This window comes from Dongia mobilis (assembly GCF_004363235.1).
Classification (GTDB): Bacteria; Pseudomonadota; Alphaproteobacteria; order Dongiales; family Dongiaceae; genus Dongia; species Dongia mobilis.
Genome location: NZ_SNYW01000009.1, coordinates 117,647 through 135,758, shown reverse-complemented (window position 1 = coordinate 135,758; position 18,112 = coordinate 117,647). Strand labels below are relative to the sequence as shown.

The following is an 18,112-nucleotide window of genomic DNA, read 5'->3' as shown; positions in this document are numbered from 1 at the left end:
CATGGCGATCGTGGCCATCGACCAGGGCACCACCTCGACCCGCGCGCTTCTGGTCGCGGATGACGGTGGCGCGCGTATCGTCCACAGCGAGAAGCACCGGCAGATTCTGGGTGCCGACGGCCGGGTCGAGCACGACCCCGAAGAACTCATTGCACATATCCAAACCTGCCTCGCCGCGGCCGGCAAGGCCGAGGCGATCGGTATAGACAACCAGGGCGAAAGCTGCCTCGCCTGGGATGCCATGACCGGTGAGGCGATCTCGCCCGTCATCGTCTGGCAGGATGCGCGAACGATGGCGGAGATCGAGAAGCTGAAATCTGCGGGCGCCGAGACGGAAACCCTGACCCGTGCCGGCCTGCCGCTTGATGCCTATTTCTCGGCCACCAAGCTGCGCTGGCTGCTGGATCATGTGCCGGCAGCCGGGGATTTGCTGAAGCAGAGGCGCCTGCGCCTCGGCACCACCGATGCCTTCTTCCTGCAGCGCCTGACCGGCACCTGCGCCACGGATGCGACCACCGCCAGCCGCACCTCGCTGATGAACCTCGCCACCGGCGAATGGGATCCGGTGCTCTGCGATCTTTTCGGCGTGCCGATGGAAACCTTGCCTCCGATCCGCCCCACCATCGGTGAATTCGGAACCATCGGCGGCGTTCCCGTGACCGCCTCGATGGTCGACCAGCAAGCCGCCCTCTATGGCCATGGCTGCCGCAACACCGGCGATGCAAAGATCACCTTCGGCACCGGCGCCTTCGCCCTCGCCCTTACCGGGTCCGAGATCCTGCGTCGGCCCGATCAGGGCCTGTTGCCCACCCTTGCCTGGCAGTTCGGCGGCGAGCGTACATATGCCGTCGATGGCGGCGTCTACAATGCGGGCTCGGCCGTCGACTGGCTGCTGAAACTCGGCCTCGTTCCCGACATGGCGGCACTCAATCGTTTCGAAGGCGTGCCGGCCATCGCCCGCGAACTGGTTTTCGTGCCGGCGCTATCCGGGCTCGCCTGCCCGCATTGGGACCGGGGTGCCGCCGGCCTCTGGCTCGGCATGGGCCTTGAGACAACGCCCGCCGACCTTGCCCGGTCGGTCATCGAAGGGATCGCGCTGCGGACCGCGGAAGTGGTTGCCACGATGGCCGGCAACATCACCTTGGATGCCCGCATTTCGGTCGATGGCGGCCTCACCCGCAACCCCTATTTCCTTCAGTTCCTGGCCGACGTCACCGGCCGCGAATTGGTGACGCGCGGTTTTGATGAACTCACCGCTTTCGGCTGTGCAGCCTTCGCCGGACGTGCCGTCGGTCGCGACCTGGAATTGCCCCCGGGTGCTACAACAGTGGTGGCACCAGGGCAGGATAGTCGCGAATACTGCGAACGATTTGCAGATGCGGTGGCGCGCGCCAAATCCTGGCGCCGCGTGTGAGGGCCGCGCTTGACTTCGACCGCGCCGGCACGTATTCGACAGTCACTCATTGGGGAGTAGCCGCCTGCCGGGCTCCAGGCAGGGCGCATATCAACATGCTTGGAGGTTTCGGCCTTCATGGTATGCGCAGATTTCGATGATCGGCGATCAATCGAAACCGGGCGAGACCAGTGGCACGCACCCATCCCCGCCAAAGCCAGGGGGATAGGCGTCGTGACCGCTGTGCTCAATACTGGCTTCGGGATTTTAGCTGATGTCCATCGCCACCTCCCTTGCCCTCGCCTTTTCACTTTCCGCTGACGCTTTCGCCGCCTCGCTCGGCAAGGGCGCCGCCTTGCACAGGCCGCGCGTGGCGGAAGCTGCCCGCATCGCCGCCTATTTTGGCATCTTCGAACTGGTTGCTCCCGTCATCGGCCTCGGCCTCGGCTACACCATCGGCCGCTATATCGAGGCGGTCGACCACTGGATCGCCTTTGCGCTGTTGCTGGGTGTCGGCGGCCGCATGTGCTGGCTTGCCTTCATGGGCGAGAAGGATGCGGACGCCCCCAAACCGGTCCGCCACGGCCCACTCGTCCTGATGCTGACCGCCATGGCCACCAGCATCGACGCAACTGCCGTTGGCGTCACGCTCGCCTATATGGACCTGCACATTCCGCTTACCATCATGCTTATCGGCATAGTGACTTTCGGCATGACTTTCGGCGGCGTGCTGATTGCGCGCGTTGCCGGCCCCTTGCTCGGTCGCTGGGCCGAATGCGTGGGCGGTCTCTGCCTCATCGCCATTGGCGTGAAGCTGCTCTTCGAGCACGGCGTATTCGCCTAGACCTAAACGGCAGATTCCGCGCCATGGCGCCGCTGCCGTTGCGCCAGGTATTTGATGTTGGCGATGCGCAGGTCATGGGCCGTGGTTTCGACGAGGTGATCGAGCAATCGAGTCTCCGCTGGCGAGCCGGGCTGGAACCTGCGGGCGCGGATATCCGCGGCGAGTTGTCGCCGTGCTTCGACCAGGTCCCCTTCAATGCGGCGCTCGTATAGCCGCGACAGGCTGGCGCGCTCTTCCGCTTCCAGTTCGTGTGCCGCGGCCTGGGTGGCCCGGGCGACCTGCAGCGCTCGGGCGATCATGGCGCCAAGGTATTTCTGCCGACCCTTGAGGCCCGGCAGCAATTCCTCCTGCAACGTGGCAAGCGCTGCCTCGACCAGGGCGTCGGGGCCTGGACGCTGTTTCATGGTCAGTTCTCCAAACGGGTCTTGCGCGGCGCCGGCTTGAAGCCCGGCAGGTTGAGGTCGACCAGCAGGTCGTATTCCGTTTCCAGGGCAACCAATCCAGTCAAGGCCAGTTCCAGCGACCGCTCGCGACCGGCGAGATGGCGCTCGGCCTGCTCCAGCGCCATGATCGCCCAGCGCAGCGCCGCCATCTGCTCCCAGAATCGCACCTTGTCGTCATCGACATTGCGGCCGCTTGCTTCCGCATAGCCTGCGTAAAAGGCAGAGCGGCTGCCGATCCCGCCGGCTTCTGCACCGACCATGCCGAAGCGCCAGCAGCGCGCGCAGAACCAGCCGAGATCCTCATAGGGGTCGCTCAACCCCGCAAATTCAAGATCCAGCAGTGCCACCAGCCGGTCGTTCTCGACGAGGTAATTGCCAGTGCGGAAATCGCGATGGCACAGGACGACGCGGTCATCGTTGTGCAAGTAGGCCGGCGCCTCGTCCTGCAGCCGATTGATGGCCCATTCCAGCACCGGCTGCGGCTCAGGCAGCGCATCCAGTTGTGCGCGGTGGTGATTGAGGCGGTCCGCCACGAGGTTCGAGGCCGGCTGCGGCAGGAAGCCGAGCGCGTCGCCCGGCTTGACGGCATGAAGTCTTGCAATCTCGGCGCCCAATTCCCGCGCCAATGTCTCGCCCGGCTCTTCCTCGATGTTGCGCACCAGCTTGCGGGGATCCGCCGAACCGCCGAGGCGCCTTGTCACATGGAAGGGCGTGCCGATGACGCGGCCGGTTTCCTCTAGCCAGAGCGGTTCCGGTACCTTGATGCCGGCGGCATGCAGCACGCGCAGGATGGCGAATTCCTGGTCCTTTCCTCGGCTTTCGGCGATGCCACTCGGCGCATCGGTGCGCAGGACAACCGGATGCGCGACGCCATCAAGCGAAAGGTCGATCGCCCAGTTGTGCTGGATCGCCCCCCCGCCGAGGCGCCCGATGAGAGTGGCCGTGACATCGCCGGCCCCGCTTTTTTCCCTGACGAAGGCGCAGAGCGCCGCAATCCTGTTGGCCAGCAATTGATCTCAATCCCATTTCCAGAAATCGCGCCCTTCGGCGCCGAGATGTTGCGCCAGCACCATTTTATGGACTTCCGAGGCGCCGTCCACCAGCCTGGCCTGGCGGGCATAGCGATAGATCCATTCCAGGATGGTGTCGCGGGAATAACCCTTGGCGCCGAGCAACTGGATCGCGGTATCGACCGCCTTGTGCAGCGCATCGGCCACAGCGATCTTGGCCATCGACACTTCCTTCCGCGCCCGGTCGCCGCAATCCAGCCTGTGGGCGGCGTGCAGGGTCAGCAGTCGACCCATCTGCACCTGCAGGGCTGCATCGCCCAGCATCCACTGGACACCCTCATGCGCCATCAATGTCTGCCCGAAGGCCTCGCGCACCTGCACATGCTGGCCGGCGATGTCGAGCGCCCGCTTGGCCAGGCCCGACCAGCGCATGCAATGGGTGAGGCGGGCGATGCCGAGGCGTATTTGCACCGCCTTCATCCCCTCGCCCACCCCCATCAGGCGGTTCTCGTCAGGAATTTCCAGGCCATCGAAGGCGAGCTCGCAATGGCCGCCATGTTCCTCGGGCCCCATGATCGGAATGCGCCGCTCGATCCGCCAGCCGGGTTGTGACTTGTCGAACAGGAAGGCGGTCAAGCCCCGCCGCGGGTCATCCGAGGTGCGGGCCAGGAGGATAAAATGCTCTGCCGCCTCGCCCCCCGTGATGAACCATTTATGGCCGCGGATGGTCCAGAGTTCGCCCTTCTTCTCGGCTGTCGTGCGCATCATGCCGGCTGGATCCGAACCGGAGCCGGGCGCCGGCTCGGTCATGACGATGGCCGAGCGTACCTCGCCATGGACGATCGGCATCAGCCAGCGCTCCTGCTGCGCGGGCGTGGCCACACGCGCGAGCAGGTGAATGTTGCCGTCATCGGGTGCCGCGATGTTGAAGCAGACGGGGCCGAAGATCGACCGGGCGGCTGCTTCATAGATCGGCACCAGTTCGGTGAATTTGAGGCCCGGCCCGCCCATCGCCTCGGGCAGCTGGAAATTCCACAGGCCCTCGGCCATGGCTTTTGCGCGCAGGCCCTGCAAGATGTCGTCGCGAATGTTCTCGCCGACATCGAAATTGGCCCGGTCTACTTCCAGCGGCAGGACATGGCGCTCGAGGAAGGCGTCGATACGGGCAACGAAGTCGCGGGCACGATCGCTGATCTGGAAATCCATGCAGGGATCCTTCAGAGGCCGGAATTGAGATGGCCGCCATCGACGGTCAGCACGCTGCCGGTCATATAGGCGGAAGCGCGCGAGGCCAGCAGCAGCATTGGACCAGTCAGATCGTCGAGGCTGCCGAGGCGGCGCTGCGGAATGCGCTTCAACAGGGCGCCGCCGGCTTCGCTCGCCAGGAAATCCCGATTGAGGTCGCTGAGGATGTAACCCGGCGCCAGCGCGTTGACCCTGATGTCATGCCGCGCCCATTCCAGCGCCAGGGCCTTGGTCATCTGCACGAGGCCGGCCTTGGAAACCGCATAGGGCAGGACCTGGCTGGCTACGCGCAGGCCGAGAATCGAGGCAATATTGATGATGTTGCCTGGCCGCTTCGCCTCCACCCAACGGCGCGCCATGGCTCGGCTCATGAGCCAGGCACCCTTGAGATTGGTGTCGAGGATGTCATCCCAGGCGGCCTCCTCGACCTCCAGGGCCGGAACCGTTGCGGTTCGGCCGGCATTGTTCACCAGGATCGAGATCGGCCCCAGTTCCCCCTCTGCTTCCGCGCAGGCACCGGCAAGGGCGTGGGCCTGGGTGACGTCTGCGACGATGCCAATGGCGCGAAAGCCAATCTCCCGCAGTCGTTCGGCTTCCTCCGCGACCGGCGCGGCCCGGCGACCAATCAGAGCCACGGCAGCGCCGGCTTCCGCCAGCACACGAGCAAAATGACGGCCCAACTCGCCGCCGGCTCCGGTAACGAGAGCGACTTCTCCAGCAAGATCAAATGGTGACGGCATGGGTCCCCCTGGCAACCCGGTCCGTTGCGATCCAGCGGTACTATGCCCGATTGATGCCGTCCGACGACGAAAAAACGGCTACCCCGGAAAACGGAGACCCCGCTCTGGCCTCGGCACTGGCGGGGTCTCGCTTCGCTTGTCTGTCGCTGGGATCTAGCTGACCGGCTTGCCGCGGCGAGGAGAACCGCTCCGCGAAGAGCCAATCTCAGGTCCGGTCCGTCGCGGGCCGTAACCCCTCGGTATCCCAGGTTCTCAGTGTGAGAGCTGAGTGCTCAATCTGCTGTCGTAGCCAGATTGTCGCTGTTTATCGCCGGTGGAGTCATGTTTTTAGGCACCCTCCCTGGTTGGTGGACCGAGTCACCTTCCGCTGCCTCGCTGCCCCGACCCTCCCGAGATGAACTTGGAGCTCCGTTGGCGCGGCGCTGGAAGATCCAGGAAACCAGCCCTTGGAACGTGGCACCATCGCCGTGCTGAATCAAGCATTACGCAACAAATATGCGCATGTTGCGCAATATTTGTTCTCTTTATTGCGCCAGCGCTATTTGCGTCCCGCTTCTATCCCGCGTCGAATCAATTCCATCGCTTCCTCGGGCTCGGCCCAGCGCGCAAACTTGACCCACTTTCCCTTTTCCAGGTCCTTGTAATGCGTAAAGAAGTGCCGCACCTGCTCCCGCAGCACCTCGGGAAGATCGCGATACGAACCGACATTCGAGTAGAAAGGGTGCAGCTTGTCGACCGGCACAGCGATGATCTTCTCGTCGCCACCGGCTTCATCTTCCATCATCAGGCAGCCGACCGGGCGCGAGCGCACCACGGCGCCTGGGACGACCGGGGTCGGGCCCAACACCACGATGTCGAGGGGATCGCCATCGCCACCCAACGTATGCGGGATGAAGCCGTAATTCCCCGGGTAAAACATGGCGGTGTAGAGGAAACGGTCGACAAACATGGCGCCCGAATCCTTGTCGAGTTCATACTTCACCGGCGACCCGCCCAGCGGAATCTCGATGATTGCGTTAATATCGTAGGGCGGATTTTCGCCGATCTTGATCTTGCTGATATCCATGTGGAGTTTCCTGAGCGGATGACGCCACTTTGGCGCCCAATGCTGCAGTGCACATAAGGACTACCCGGTCGATTTCGCAACAGAAATCCGCCCGCGCGACAAAAAACCCCGCCCTGGCGTCGCCTGGGCGGGGTCAATTGTTAACAAAATCAATCAGTTGAGGACGTTATAGCCGCGACCAGCCATGCAGCGGCGATAAACGTCATTCTGGTTCTGAACACCGGTGACGGCGCCGCCGCCGAGGCCGAGCGCACCACCGGTGGCAGCGCCGAAGGCGGCCGCTTCGCCGGCGCCAACGCCACCCACCAAAGCGCCCGTGATGGCGCCAAGGGCAGCACCCGCCGCAGCACCACCCAGCGCGCCAACGGCGGCATCACCAACCGGGCTTACCTGGGCCGCATACTGCTCGCACTCGTACTTGTCCTGGTTGAACCTGGCCGAATCGACGCCCTTGGTGTCTACCATGGGTTGGCTGAAGCTGGAGCAGCCCGCCAACACCGCCGAGGCCAGGGCCAACGCCACGAAACGCTTCATCTGATTGTCCTTTCCTGTGTTTTTCCCCCGTGCGGCAGGGTCTGCCCCCGCCGTCCCCGGAGCGTCCGCGAAATTACACGGAGTATAACGCGGTTCCCGGTGCTCCCACCCAGTCAAATCTGAGTGATCTGGCGCACATTTGCAGCCGGAAACCGTCATCTCAGTAGACGCTGTAGCCACGCCCGCGCATGCAATTGTTGAGTACTTCCCGCTGGTTCTGATGACCGGTATAGGCGCCGCCAGCCAGGCCAATGACGCCGCCACCGATGGCGCCGATTGCCGCACCCTTGCCGACGCTGACGCCCTTGAAGGCAGCCCCGGTCAGGGCCCCGAGACCGGCGCCAACCGCAGCGCCACCCAAGGCACCCACGGCGGCATCCTGAACCGGGCTCACTTGGTTGGCATAGGCCTGACATTCCGCCAGGTCCTGCTGGTAATTCCGGGGCTGATACTGGGTCTGGTACTGGTTCGGATACTGGGGCTGATAAGGCTGATAGGTCTGCGCCTGGGCCGCGCCCGACACGGTCAATATCGCGAAGGCCAGAGCAATCCGCTGCAGAGCAATCCGTTTCATGGTGTGATCCCTTTCCCAACCTGTCCGAAACCGGCCGCGCCGTTCGGTATGACTGGCTATTTAGCGGCAGTCCGAAACCGGCGCAGTGACCTGCCGCACAGAATCCGGGCCGAAGGGATGCAAACCAGCCTGCGGCGTGAGCCACATCACGCCGCAGGGGACTTATCGGGCCTGTAACTCAGTCCCAGTGCGGTGTCAGGACCACCAGGAGCATGTCGATCCTGGTGCCGTCACGGGACAGCGGCAGCAGTGCCACCTCGTAGCGGATCAGGCGACCGGCATAGGGAATCTGCCGCTGATAGAGGCCTGGCAATCCGCTATCTGCCACTTCGGTGAAACTCTTGTGAGCAATCGCGTAATAGTCCGGCGAGAAGGCCTCATCGAGGTGTTTCCCGGTGCAATCGACACCGAAGAGTTCGACCTGCCGGGTCCCGTCCAGCCGGCACCAATAGCGTCGGGGATTGTCCTTGATATCGAACAGGCTGAGATCGCCCAGGGCGAACACCATCTCGGCCGGATCAAAATCGGCGCGGAGCGGTGCTGCCCGCCCCGCCCTCTTGCTCTCCCAGAGTGCGATCATGCGCTTGATCGTCGGATGTTCCGCCCTGGCTTCCAGTTCCCGGCTGTAAGATGCATCCATCCTTGCCACTTCCCCGCGGCCAGCGACGGCCCGCGGCAGCTGCGCGAAGCCAGGGACAGTATGAACCAAATGCGTATCCATCCGCCAGACAGTGCCGTTACGCGGTATTGACACGGCGGCTGCCCGCTTTAGACAGATGATGAGAATAGGTGTTGAAGGGAAAATTTGCCTTATGGCCAGATCGGCAACGACCGGCGGATGGACCAAGCCTGGCCATCAGCGCAAGGGCGGCGCACCCCGGACGGGCGGCAAATCGCCCACCGGCAAGTCGTCGATGACCCCGGCGCAGGTCTATGACCAGTTGCGACTGCGCATCGCGACCCGTGCCTATCCGCCAGGGGCAAAATTGAGCGAGTCCGACCTCGCCACCGAATTCGGCCTCAGCCGGACGCCCGTGCGGCAGGCGCTACAATTGCTGGAGGCAGGCGGCCTGGTCAAGATCCGCAATGGGGTCGGCGTCACGGTGACCGATCCGGATCGCACCGAAATCGACCAGGCCTATGCGCTGCGCTGCGAACTGGCCGCGATGATCGGCAAGCATTCGCCGCAACCGCTCGACAGGGACCAGCTGGCAGAACTGGAATCGATTCGCCTAGGGGTGATCGACCTGCTGCGTCAGAAGGAACCACCGATCGTCGAGCGGTTCGCCGAACTGTGCGAGCGCTTCCACAATGTCGTCAACCATGTGATCGGCGCGCGCATGCTGCGCAGCTTCATCGACACGCTCTACCACCAGACCGACCGCTTCTGGTACGGCTGGATGGAACGCGCCGACATTCGCATCGAGGTCACGCATTTTCTTCACGAGGTCGAGGAAACCCAGCGCGCCCTGGAGATCGAGGATTACCAGGCGGTCGGTTATATCCGCCGCAACCACATCACCATGATGCTGGCACGCATGGCCCAGGTTCGCGACACCGAAGCCAGGCCCTAACCCAGCCCGCCGGCGCCCGGCGCGACCCGCGCCAGATGGTTGTCCCATTGAATGCCGGCCTCGGTCATTTCCGCCAGTTCGAGACCCGAAATGCCGTTTCGGGAATCCACCGCCGCCAATAGCTGGCGGCCGTGACCACTGGTGAGGCGCATAGTCCCCGGCTTTGCGCCGGGCGCCACGCCACAGACATCGGGCAGGTCGACGCGGCCAATAAAGCGGCCGTCATCCACGGACCAGAACATTGCCACGCCACCGCGCGGCGCAGTGGCGGCGACAACGCGGCCAGCGGTGTCCGCCGCCACGCTGCCGATATAGCCATCCAGCCTGGGTTGCAGTTCCGGGGGAATAGGCAGGAAAGACAATGCGCCGCTGGCAGTGGCAATACCGACCAGCGGACGCCGGTCGGTCGCGGCGTCCTGGTCCTGCATCGCAAAGACGATGCCGCCATCCGTTAGGCCGGCTAGATGCCGGATCGACAGTGTTTCCCAATCATCATCCAGCACCCAGCGCCGCAGGACCTCGCCACTCTCGGCTTCGAGCAACACCAGGGATGAATCGATCGCATCCGGATCGTTGCGGTTGACGATGCCACCATGGGCGATTGCGAGAATGCCTGGTTCCGACCAAATCAATTCGTGGGGTTCGGTGCCCTGGCTGGGGAAGGTCCTCAGCAACGCCCCGCTTCTGGTGTCGTAGACCGCAATCAGGCCGTCCTGCGTCCGGTCGGCGCTCTGCGTGGCGAAGATCTCCCGGCCGTCGAGGCTGAAGACACCATGGCCGTCAAAGTGATGCCCGGATACGGCCTTGCAAGTCACTTGTGTCTTACCGGTCACCAGGTCGCAGACGGCGACATAGGTGCCCGGCTTTCGCGCCACCACCGCGCAAATACCGAGGTCTGCATGACCAATAATGTCATGCGCCCGGGCCGGCTGCGTTTGATGCCACAGTGGACGGCCATCGCCATCCAGCCCGATGGCTGCGAAGCCGCCGCCCACCCCACAACAAGCAAGATATGCCGGCGTCGACAATTCAGGAGCCATCGCCGTCCAGTTCATTGAAGCCCAGGGTGATGCCGATGACCGGCGGAACGTCCTGGCGCAACATGTCGCGCAGATGATTCACCCTGACCAGAAGTTCTGTTACAAGCGATCGCCGTGCCGGGTCGGAAACATCAGCCACCAGATCCTCGCCGGCACGATCGGCTGCCGCGATTGCCTCGGCAAAGGCTGCTGCCACCGCACCGTTGAGCTCGTCCGATGCGACCAGCGCCGCGAAGCCGCCTTCATCCAGGAAAGCTGCCTGCGCCGCGGCGAGGTTGAGGCGGATGTTGCGCAGCGAGCGGCCGGAGCGCCATTGCTCGGCTGCCTTCGGTTTTGCCGCTGCCAGCTCGCTTCCCAACGGGACCCCGATCTTCTGCTCCGCGACAATCTGGAGGAGGGTAAGCAGGTTGGTATAGAACTGCGTCGTCGCCTCGACGGGGCTTGCGGCAAAGGGCGCCGGGTTGACCGCCGCTTCTCGCCAGGCCGCAGCCGCTTCCGTGGCGATCGACTGCAGATTCGCGGCAATCGCAACTGAAAGCCAAGCCTCATGGCGCAGATTGTCGGTGTAGAGCAGACGCTCCAGCGCCGGAAGGCCCTGTACGGCCACACTGGCTTCGCCCAGGCGCTGCGGCGACATCGTCTTGGCCTCGCCGCCCGCCAGGAGCGACGACAATTGCTTGTCGATGATATTGCGGCGCTCCGGCCAATAGGAAAAGCGTTCGGCTCGCTGGGCATCGGCCAGCGGCCCGAAGCGAAACAACTGCGCCGCCGCCCAGGCATCGGCGAGATCGTTGAAGCCGGCCCTCAGCGCCTCGATATCGGGTGCATCCGGGTTCCCGCCCGCGCGCTGCGCCAAGTCGTGGAATTGATCTGCGGCAGCCTGCAAGCTTGCGAGCGCCGGCACCACGATGGCCTTCGCATAGCCGGTATTGAAAGCTCCGAAATCAGCGGCCGCGGCCGGATGCGCCATGCGCCCGACCATACCGATAGCCAGCATGGTGGCCAAAGTCTGGCGCCGCGAAATCTTGTCGAATTGATTGTCGGTCATCGCTTGCCATCACAGACTGGAAAGAAAGGATATCAGTGCCACACGTTCTTCGGCTGACAGGTCGACCACGCGGTCGCGTGCCGCCTGCGCCTCGCCACCATGCCAGAGGATCGCCTCCAGAAGGTTGCGTGCACGGCCGTCATGCAGCAGGGCCCCTTCGCCATTCTCGTCAAGCGCCCAGCGCAGACCCCAAAGCGGTGCCGTGCGCCACTCGGCTGCATCGGCGGCGCCCTCGGCGAGGAACTCGGCCAGCCCCGGCCCCATGTCATGCAGCAGCAGATCGCTATAAGGCGATATGCGGCGCAATGCGGTCGAACCCGCCGGCCAGGCCACCTCATAGCTCTCGCGATGGCAGGCCGTACAACCTGCTTTGCCGAAAATCGCCTTGCCGCGGGCGATGCTTGCCGGATCCGCGTCGTCAGTCGGATTGACGGGCGGCAGCACCGCCTCGGCAACAAATCGGTCCAGCACTTCCATCAGCAAGGGTGAGACCTCGAGATCGCCATATTGCGGCGAGGCGCCACTGGGCGCAGAGCGGCAGGCCGTCTGCGTGGCGCTGCATTCGCCATAGGGATCAGGGAAAAGTTCGCTCGACAGGCCAAGATCGGCCATGAAGGCATGGGCGTTCTGGCTCTTCATGTCAGGCTGAACTGCCTTCCAGCCGAACCGCCCCAATATGCTCTGCCCTTCATCAAGCAAGGACGGACGCCCTGAAATGCCGTCGCCGTCCTGGTCGTCCGGGTCAGCGCGGGACAGGATTTCGCCCGTCGGAATGGCGTCGATCGGTCCGATGCCGTGAATGGCTGGACCGATGCGCAGGCCGAATACGGTGTCGGGCGCCATTGCACCATAGCCAAGTGCCGAGACCACAGCGATCGGGCGCCTAAGCTGCACCACCTCGCCGTCCGACAGCGCCACCGTGCTCTCTTCCATCACCAGGTCCAGGCGACCTTCGGCGGGAACATTCGCAACGCTCGCTGTCTGGAATTGCACGCCATAGACCGGATCTGGACTGCCGTCGGCGCGGCCAAGGCGCAGCAGCAGCGAGGGCACGACACCCTGCACATCGATCAGTGCCTTGGGCCGCGCGCCGCCAGGATGGCAGGCAACGCAGGAGCGGGCGTTGAACAGTGGGCCAAGTCCGTCAGCCGCCTCGGTCGAGGATGGAGCCGACACCCAGATGCGCTCGAAGATCGATTGACCGAGCGTGTATTCCATGCGGCCGCGGCCATCTGCCGGCAGCACCGGGTCACGCATGACGGTCGCCTTGACATGGGCATCATGGCTCGCCGATGGCGACGATTGGCCCATCGCGGGCGGCGCGATCGGCGCGACAAGAAGCGCGATGGCAATCCATCCGTAGCGCAAGTTATGGCCTCTTGGGCGCCGTTAGCCGGGCGGGCCAGCCCGCCCGCCCGGCTAGATCATGACCAGATCGGTCATTACTGACCGACGGCAGACGGATTGTCGAGGCTGTCGGAGCCCTCCACCGCAATCGTGAGGTCGAGGGCGGCGACACCGGCCTCGACAGCGCGCGCCTGGGCAACCAGGGTTGCCACCACCTCTTCCAGGATGGCATTGCCCTTGGCATTGCCTTCGCCCAGCATCTGGTCATAGGCCATCTCGCCGCCATCGGCCGTCTCCTTCAGCACGGTCATGGCGCCGGTGGTCGCTTCCATGGCCGCCGTGATGCGTGCATCGACCGCAATGTCCTTCGCGGCGATCAACTCCTTGACGCTGGCACCCGAGACGGTGCCGCCATCCAGCTTTCGATAGCTGCCGTTGTAGACAGCGACCATGCCGGCCTGGTCGTAGTAGTGCGAATTGTGGGTGTTGTCGCTGAAGCAGTCATGCTCCTCCTCCGGATCATGCAGCATCAGGCCGAGCTTGGTGCGCTCGCCGGCGAGTTCGCCATAGGAGAGACTGCCGATACCCGTCAGGATGGCACCGATGCCGGCCCGCGCGTCAGCCTGGAGTCGCTTCCGGGCAGTTCCGTCCGCCTTCCAGACATCCTGCAATTGCTGCAGATCGTCGACCAACAGGTCGGTCGCCGCCACCAGATAGGCGGCGCGGCGGTCGCAATTGCCGTTGGTGCAGGCAGCCGGGTCAAAATCGCTGGCCGGGCGCTTTCCGGCACCCGGACCGGTACCGTTGAGATCCTGGCCCCAAAGCAGGAACTCGATAGCGTGATAGCCGATGGCGACATTCGCCTCGTTGTCGCCCACTTCCTGCAATGATTGCAGCAGTTCCTTGGTGATATCGGCGGCGTCGACCTTTTCGGCACCAATCTGTAGTTCGTGATTGGCGATCACGTTCAGCGTGTAATAGGGATTGCTGTCGGAACCCTCCCCATAGGAAGCGTCGACATAGTCGATCAGCCCTTCGTCGAGGGGCCAGGCATTGACCAGGCCTTCAAGTTCATCGACTTCGGGATTGCCGAAGCGATAGACCTCGGTCTGCTGGTAGTGGGGCCTAGCGGCGCGCCACGCGGTCCTGGCCGCCTCGAGATTTGCGTCTGTCGGCTGGGCCACCAATTGGGCAACCGCAGCACGGAGTGCTGCGGCCTGGGTAATGGCATCGCCATACATCGCCTCGGCGATATCTGCATAGTTCTGCAGGATTTCGGCTTCCGTGGCAGCCATTGCCGGGCCGTTCGCCGTGACCAGGGCGGCGGCGGCAGCCCCTGCCAGAATCATCTGTCGCATGTGTATCGCGCCTCATAACCGGGAATTGTCGGACGGCATTCGCTTGGCCGGAACCAAGATCGATTACCCACCCGACAGTCCTAACCTAGAGTTTTCGCGATTGCAACTTACTCGCATTGACAGGCGTCAAAATCGGGGCGGACAACGCCATACCTTACCGGGATGCTGCCTCCGAGGTCAGGCGGCCTGGGCTTCCTTGGCTTGGGCGGTAGTCATGCGCTCGATCTCGCCCCAGGCCTGACGCACGGCCTGATCGGCCTCGGCGTTGCTTTCCTTGCGCATGTACTCGCGGAGGCCCCGGTGGAAGGCCCGAATGTTGCGATCGACGGCGATCTTGTTCCGGCGCAGGAAATCCCGTCGGAACAGGATGCGCTTGATGAGGTCGAGTGACATGTCCTCGTCGGGCACCGAACTGACGATGGCAAAGGCGGCGCTTACCATGGCAAAGCGCTGCGCTGATTCGTTCTGCAGGTCGTACAGGGCTTCCAGATGGAACGCCTCCTGCTTGGCTTCCTTCTCGGCGATCAGGGCGGCACCGTCGCCACCTTCCCGCCCGAGCCGTTCGTTGTATTCGAATTCAAGCGCCATCACGGCCTGTTCGGCCCGTTTCACTTCCTCATAGGCGAGATCGAGTTCGGCCTTGGCTTCTTCGATCAGGTGATGACGGCGAATGGCCATCGGCGCAAGTCCATGCCACAGGCGCCCGGGGTACGGGCGCGATCGGGGCAGCATGGCGCAACCCCGTTAACCAGCGGTTAAGCCGCTGAAATGGGATCAATATCCTTTGTCGCGGTCGACCTCGTTGCGCAACTTCTCGCCGGCCATGGCGCGGCGGAAGTTGGCCAAGATATCCTCGGCGCCGGTACCGGCCCGGGTGATGGCGGCGACGTGGGGCGAGATGGTTATCGCCGGGTGACGCCAGAAGGGGTGCTCGTCCGGCAAGGGTTCGGTACGAAAGACATCGAGCACGGCGCGGCCGATCCGGCCATCGGCGAGCGCGGCCAGCAGGTCGGCTTCATTCAGATGGGCTCCCCGCGCCGCATTGACCAGCAGGGCGCCCATCCTGCAATGCCGGAACAGATCGGCACAAAGGATATTCTCGGTCTCGGCTGTCAAAGGCAGCAGGCAAACCACGACATCAAGGTCGGCGCAGAAATTGGGCAATGCCGCCGCCCCGACAAACAAATCGACCCCGTCCGGCACGTCCTTCTGCGTGCGGCTCCATCCGCGCACGTGAAAACCGATTGTCGCCAGCTTGGCGGCAGCATCGCCGCCCAGCGTCCCCAGTCCCAGGATCCCGACCGTCAAGTCACGCGGAAAGCGCGGCGTTGTCTCCAGCCAGCGCCGCTCCCGTTGCGCCGCCCGTAGGGCGGGCCCGCCGCGCAATTCATCCATGACATGGTAGACGATGAACTCGGACATGCTTTCGGTCAGGCCGCGATCGACCATTCGGGCGATCGGAACATCCGGCGGCAGACCCGAAGACCGCAACAGGTGGTTGACGCCGGCCCAGGTGGATTGAATCGCCTTCAATCGCGGAAAAATACTCAAATCCCCTGGCGCCCGCCCGCCGACGATCACGAAGTCGATGTCGTCTGCCGCGCCCCAATCGGGCCAATCCCGGATATCGAGACCCGGGTCAAGTGACAGCAGCGATTGGCGCCACTGCGCCGCCTCATCCGCCTCTGCTGCATAGAGTATCGCCATCGCTTCGATCCAGTCTGCCGGCAATTCCGCGCGTCTTGACACGCCCGGCGCATCTCGGGCATGGCCATCTGCTATATCCGGACCGGCTGGCCCCAGATCGCAGCCGTGTCATAGCAGCCAAAGGAAGCAAGCAATGTCAACCGGGCCAGCAATTGCCGAAGGTTCTGCCGCCAAACAGGGAACCGATTGGCAGCCGATGCGACTGCCCAAGGTTGATTATGGCCAGGGCTGCTATGTCTTCGACACCGAGGGCAAGCGTTATATCGACGGCTCTTCCGGCCCGGCGGTCTACTCGCTCGGCCATGCGCATCCCGAGGTGAACGAGGCGATCAAGCGCCAGCTCGACCGCATCGCCCATGGCTACCGCTATACCTTCACCAGCGATCCGCTGGAGGAGATGACCGAGATGGTGGCGAATTTCTGCGGCGGCGGCCTGCGCAACATGACCTTTGTCTCGAGCGGGTCCGAGGCGATCGAGTCCTGCATCAAGATTGCATTGCAGTACCAGACCTCGATCGGCCAGCGCAGCCGGCGCCTGTTCATCTCGCGCGAGCGTTCCTGGCATGGCAACACGATGGGCGCGACATCGATCTCGGGGTTCCAGGCCCGGCGCGAGGCATTCGAAGGGGCGCTGATGCCGAGCCACCTGCTGTCTCCGGCCAATGCCTACCGGCCACCGGCCGGCTATCTGGCCGGGAGCGGCGGCCGGATCGACCCGGTCGCAGTCGGCGAGTACTGCGCCCAGGAGCTGGAGCGCAAGATCGAGGAACTTGGAGCGGACAAGGTCGCAGCCTTCGTGTTCGAACCTGTGGTCGGCGCTGCCGGTGGCTGCGTGCCGGCACCGCCGGGCTATGCCAAGCGTATCCGGGAAATCTGCGACCGCTATGGCGTGCTGATGATCGCCGACGAAGTCATGTGCGGGGCCGGGCGGACCGGTACCTGGCGGGCATTGGAACATGACGGCGTAGAGCCCGATATCATGTCGGCCGCCAAGGGACTAGCTGCAGGCTATGTACCGCTGGGCGTTGCCATCTATCACCAGCGCCTGAAGGCGCCGATGTTCGAGAAATACGGCGGACTGCTGACCGGACACACTTTCACCGGCCATACCCTGGCCTGCGCCGCCGGCGTTGCGGTGCAGAAGATCATTCTGCGCGACCGGCTGCTCGACAAGGTCCGCGAGGACGGGCGCTATTTGGAAAGTCGGATGCGAGCGGCTCTGGGCGAGCATCCGCATGTCGGCGACATCCGCGGCCGCGGATTTTTCTGGGCGATTGAACTGGTCGAGGACCGCGGCAGCAAGAGACCCTTCGCGGCCAGCCTTGCCATGTATCAGCGCCTGCGCGACCGCTGCTTCCTCAATGGCCTGATCTGCTATCCGGTCGGCGGCAATGTCGACGGTCACAGCGGGGATATCGCCATCATCTCGCCCCCGTACATAGCGAGCCGACCGCAGATCGACGAGATTGTCGACATCCTGAAGGTCAGCCTGGATCAGGTGCTTGCGGAGATCCTGTGATGCAAAGCTTCGAAGCGTTGATGGAACGGCTGATCTTCTGGTCGCGCTGGCTGCTGCTGCCCTTCTATCTCGGCCTTTGTCTCGCCCTTGTCGCCTACTTCGTCAGCTTTGCCGGCGAGTTGGTCAGCGTGTTCCAGAACATCGGGGTCTGGAGCAAGAACGACATGCTGCTGTCGGTGCTGAAGCTGGTCGACGCAGTGCTGGTCGCCAGCCTCGTCGTGATGGTCGTTATCTCTGGCTACGAGAACATGATTTCGCGCCTCGATATCGACGCCGAGCGCCATGGCATTTCCTGGCTCGGCAAGCTCGACACCGGAACGCTCAAGGTCAAGGTGGCGGCCTCCATCGTCGCAATTTCTTCCATCCACCTGTTGCAGGCCTTCCTGAATGTCCAGTCTCTCAGCAACGAAAACCTGATGTGGCTGGTGATCATTCACTTGACCTTCGTAGCATCGGCTATGCTGCTCGCCTTCCTTGACAGGATGGCCGCTGCCAAGGGCAACTGAACGCCAAATCCCAAGTCCAGGGATCAATCGATACTTCTGCACACTATGGTGCAGGTGGATTCATCCAAATTAAAGGGAAGCGATGCTAAGGTCTGCTTGTCACCGCCACGGAACCGAAACGCGGTGGCATGGAGTTCCACAGATCATCTCGACCCCCATTTGAG

19 protein-coding genes and 1 riboswitch are annotated in these 18,112 nt (G+C 63.6%); of the genes, 5 read left to right on the top strand and 14 right to left on the bottom strand.

Translation table 11 applies throughout. The features are described from left to right. Window position 1: 1 nt before the first annotated feature. Window positions 2-1,414, top strand: coding sequence for an FGGY family carbohydrate kinase (locus A8950_RS12290; protein ID WP_133613978.1), 1,413 nt, complete (start codon window positions 2-4; stop codon window positions 1,412-1,414). Between the two features lie 39 nt (window positions 1,415-1,453). Continuing rightward, window positions 1,454-1,573, top strand: a riboswitch (yybP-ykoY riboswitch). A gap of 94 nt (window positions 1,574-1,667) precedes the next feature. Further along, window positions 1,668-2,237, top strand: coding sequence for a manganese efflux pump MntP (locus tag A8950_RS12285; protein WP_133613977.1), 570 nt, complete (start codon window positions 1,668-1,670; stop codon window positions 2,235-2,237). Between the two features lie 2 nt (window positions 2,238-2,239). Here the strand turns inward: A8950_RS12285 and A8950_RS12280 are convergent, their stop codons facing one another. The 8 genes from A8950_RS12280 to A8950_RS12245 form a co-directional block, all read right to left on the bottom strand. Beyond that, on the bottom strand, window positions 2,240-2,641 hold the full coding sequence (locus A8950_RS12280; protein WP_133613976.1) for a DUF6285 domain-containing protein: 402 nt from the start codon (window positions 2,639-2,641) through the stop codon (window positions 2,240-2,242). 2 nt (window positions 2,642-2,643) lie between these two features. Beyond that, window positions 2,644-3,690: a phosphotransferase family protein gene (locus A8950_RS12275; protein ID WP_133613975.1), complete on the bottom strand. Its 1,047-nt coding sequence runs from the start codon at window positions 3,688-3,690 to the stop codon at window positions 2,644-2,646. A gap of 6 nt (window positions 3,691-3,696) precedes the next feature. Next, window positions 3,697-4,896, bottom strand: coding sequence for an acyl-CoA dehydrogenase family protein (locus tag A8950_RS12270; RefSeq protein WP_133613974.1), 1,200 nt, complete (start codon window positions 4,894-4,896; stop codon window positions 3,697-3,699). 11 nt (window positions 4,897-4,907) lie between these two features. Further along, a complete protein-coding gene (locus A8950_RS12265; RefSeq protein ID WP_133613973.1) occupies window positions 4,908-5,675 on the bottom strand; it encodes an SDR family NAD(P)-dependent oxidoreductase in 768 nt (255 codons plus the stop codon). Between the two features lie 538 nt (window positions 5,676-6,213). Continuing rightward, a complete protein-coding gene (gene ppa, locus A8950_RS12260) occupies window positions 6,214-6,741 on the bottom strand; it encodes an inorganic diphosphatase (protein WP_133613972.1) in 528 nt (175 codons plus the stop codon). 153 nt (window positions 6,742-6,894) lie between these two features. Next, window positions 6,895-7,275, bottom strand: coding sequence for a glycine zipper family protein (locus A8950_RS19960; protein WP_133613971.1), 381 nt, complete (start codon window positions 7,273-7,275; stop codon window positions 6,895-6,897). A 160-nt stretch (window positions 7,276-7,435) separates the two neighbouring features. Then, window positions 7,436-7,849 carry a hypothetical protein gene (locus A8950_RS12250; protein WP_133613970.1) on the bottom strand — a complete coding sequence of 138 codons (414 nt, stop codon included), beginning with the start codon at window positions 7,847-7,849 and terminating at the stop codon, window positions 7,436-7,438. Between the two features lie 178 nt (window positions 7,850-8,027). Then, a complete protein-coding gene (locus A8950_RS12245) occupies window positions 8,028-8,489 on the bottom strand; it encodes a PAS domain-containing protein (protein ID WP_166645143.1) in 462 nt (153 codons plus the stop codon). A gap of 172 nt (window positions 8,490-8,661) precedes the next feature. Here A8950_RS12245 and A8950_RS12240 point away from each other — a divergent pair, with 172 nt between their 5' ends. Then, complete coding sequence (locus A8950_RS12240) at window positions 8,662-9,423, top strand: GntR family transcriptional regulator (protein WP_166645142.1); 762 nt, start codon at window positions 8,662-8,664, stop codon at window positions 9,421-9,423. On the opposite strand, the gene A8950_RS12235 is transcribed toward A8950_RS12240, so the two are convergent. The 6 genes from A8950_RS12235 to A8950_RS12210 all read right to left on the bottom strand — a co-directional run bounded on the left by A8950_RS12235 (window position 9,420) and on the right by A8950_RS12210 (window position 15,923). Next, entirely contained in the window at window positions 9,420-10,478 is a 1,059-nt protein-coding gene (locus A8950_RS12235) for a DUF1513 domain-containing protein (protein ID WP_133613967.1), read from the bottom strand. The two genes, A8950_RS12240 and A8950_RS12235, sit on opposite strands and share 4 nt — an antisense overlap. Further along, the gene (locus tag A8950_RS12230) at window positions 10,453-11,511 is read right to left on the bottom strand and encodes an imelysin family protein (RefSeq protein ID WP_133613966.1); all 1,059 of its coding nucleotides are present in this window, start codon (window positions 11,509-11,511) and stop codon (window positions 10,453-10,455) included. Before A8950_RS12230 ends, A8950_RS12235 begins: the two co-directional genes overlap by 26 nt. A gap of 9 nt (window positions 11,512-11,520) precedes the next feature. Next, window positions 11,521-12,879, bottom strand: a complete 1,359-nt coding sequence (locus A8950_RS12225; protein WP_133613965.1) for a di-heme oxidoredictase family protein — start codon at window positions 12,877-12,879, stop codon at window positions 11,521-11,523. 74 nt (window positions 12,880-12,953) lie between these two features. Beyond that, window positions 12,954-14,216, bottom strand: a complete 1,263-nt coding sequence (locus tag A8950_RS12220) for an imelysin family protein (RefSeq protein WP_133613964.1) — start codon at window positions 14,214-14,216, stop codon at window positions 12,954-12,956. Between the two features lie 177 nt (window positions 14,217-14,393). Continuing rightward, the gene (locus A8950_RS12215; protein WP_133613963.1) at window positions 14,394-14,894 is read right to left on the bottom strand and encodes a hypothetical protein; all 501 of its coding nucleotides are present in this window, start codon (window positions 14,892-14,894) and stop codon (window positions 14,394-14,396) included. Between the two features lie 96 nt (window positions 14,895-14,990). Further along, the gene (locus tag A8950_RS12210; protein WP_133613962.1) at window positions 14,991-15,923 is read right to left on the bottom strand and encodes a 2-hydroxyacid dehydrogenase; all 933 of its coding nucleotides are present in this window, start codon (window positions 15,921-15,923) and stop codon (window positions 14,991-14,993) included. A gap of 133 nt (window positions 15,924-16,056) precedes the next feature. Between A8950_RS12210 and A8950_RS12205 the strand changes: the two genes are divergently transcribed. Continuing rightward, window positions 16,057-17,442, top strand: a complete 1,386-nt coding sequence (locus A8950_RS12205; protein ID WP_133613961.1) for an aspartate aminotransferase family protein — start codon at window positions 16,057-16,059, stop codon at window positions 17,440-17,442. After that, window positions 17,442-17,948, top strand: coding sequence for a TIGR00645 family protein (locus A8950_RS12200; protein WP_133613960.1), 507 nt, complete (start codon window positions 17,442-17,444; stop codon window positions 17,946-17,948). Before A8950_RS12205 ends, A8950_RS12200 begins: the two co-directional genes overlap by 1 nt. The last annotated feature ends 164 nt before the right edge of the window (window positions 17,949-18,112 follow it).

Bases quoted from the DNA above. Each gene is read 5' to 3' on its own strand.
- A8950_RS12205 (WP_133613961.1), top strand. From the start codon at position 16,057: ATGTCAACCGGGCCAGCAATTGCCGAAGGTTCTGCCGCCAAACAGGGA.
- A8950_RS12230 (WP_133613966.1), bottom strand. From the start codon at position 11,511: ATGACCGACAATCAATTCGACAAGATTTCGCGGCGCCAGACTTTGGCC.
- A8950_RS12235 (WP_133613967.1), bottom strand. From the start codon at position 10,478: ATGAACTGGACGGCGATGGCTCCTGAATTGTCGACGCCGGCATATCTT.
- A8950_RS12215 (WP_133613963.1), bottom strand. From the start codon at position 14,894: ATGGCCATTCGCCGTCATCACCTGATCGAAGAAGCCAAGGCCGAACTC.
- A8950_RS12220 (WP_133613964.1), bottom strand. From the start codon at position 14,216: ATGCGACAGATGATTCTGGCAGGGGCTGCCGCCGCCGCCCTGGTCACG.
- A8950_RS19960 (WP_133613971.1), bottom strand. From the start codon at position 7,275: ATGAAGCGTTTCGTGGCGTTGGCCCTGGCCTCGGCGGTGTTGGCGGGC.
- A8950_RS12210 (WP_133613962.1), bottom strand. From the start codon at position 15,923: ATGGCGATACTCTATGCAGCAGAGGCGGATGAGGCGGCGCAGTGGCGC.
- A8950_RS12290 (WP_133613978.1), top strand. From the start codon at position 2: ATGGCGATCGTGGCCATCGACCAGGGCACCACCTCGACCCGCGCGCTT.
- A8950_RS12240 (WP_166645142.1), top strand. From the start codon at position 8,662: ATGGCCAGATCGGCAACGACCGGCGGATGGACCAAGCCTGGCCATCAG.
- A8950_RS12285 (WP_133613977.1), top strand. From the start codon at position 1,668: ATGTCCATCGCCACCTCCCTTGCCCTCGCCTTTTCACTTTCCGCTGAC.
- A8950_RS12280 (WP_133613976.1), bottom strand. From the start codon at position 2,641: ATGAAACAGCGTCCAGGCCCCGACGCCCTGGTCGAGGCAGCGCTTGCC.
- A8950_RS12250 (WP_133613970.1), bottom strand. From the start codon at position 7,849: ATGAAACGGATTGCTCTGCAGCGGATTGCTCTGGCCTTCGCGATATTG.
- A8950_RS12245 (WP_166645143.1), bottom strand. From the start codon at position 8,489: ATGGATGCATCTTACAGCCGGGAACTGGAAGCCAGGGCGGAACATCCG.
- A8950_RS12270 (WP_133613974.1), bottom strand. From the start codon at position 4,896: ATGGATTTCCAGATCAGCGATCGTGCCCGCGACTTCGTTGCCCGTATC.
- A8950_RS12265 (WP_133613973.1), bottom strand. From the start codon at position 5,675: ATGCCGTCACCATTTGATCTTGCTGGAGAAGTCGCTCTCGTTACCGGA.
- ppa (WP_133613972.1), bottom strand. From the start codon at position 6,741: ATGGATATCAGCAAGATCAAGATCGGCGAAAATCCGCCCTACGATATT.
- A8950_RS12200 (WP_133613960.1), top strand. From the start codon at position 17,442: ATGCAAAGCTTCGAAGCGTTGATGGAACGGCTGATCTTCTGGTCGCGC.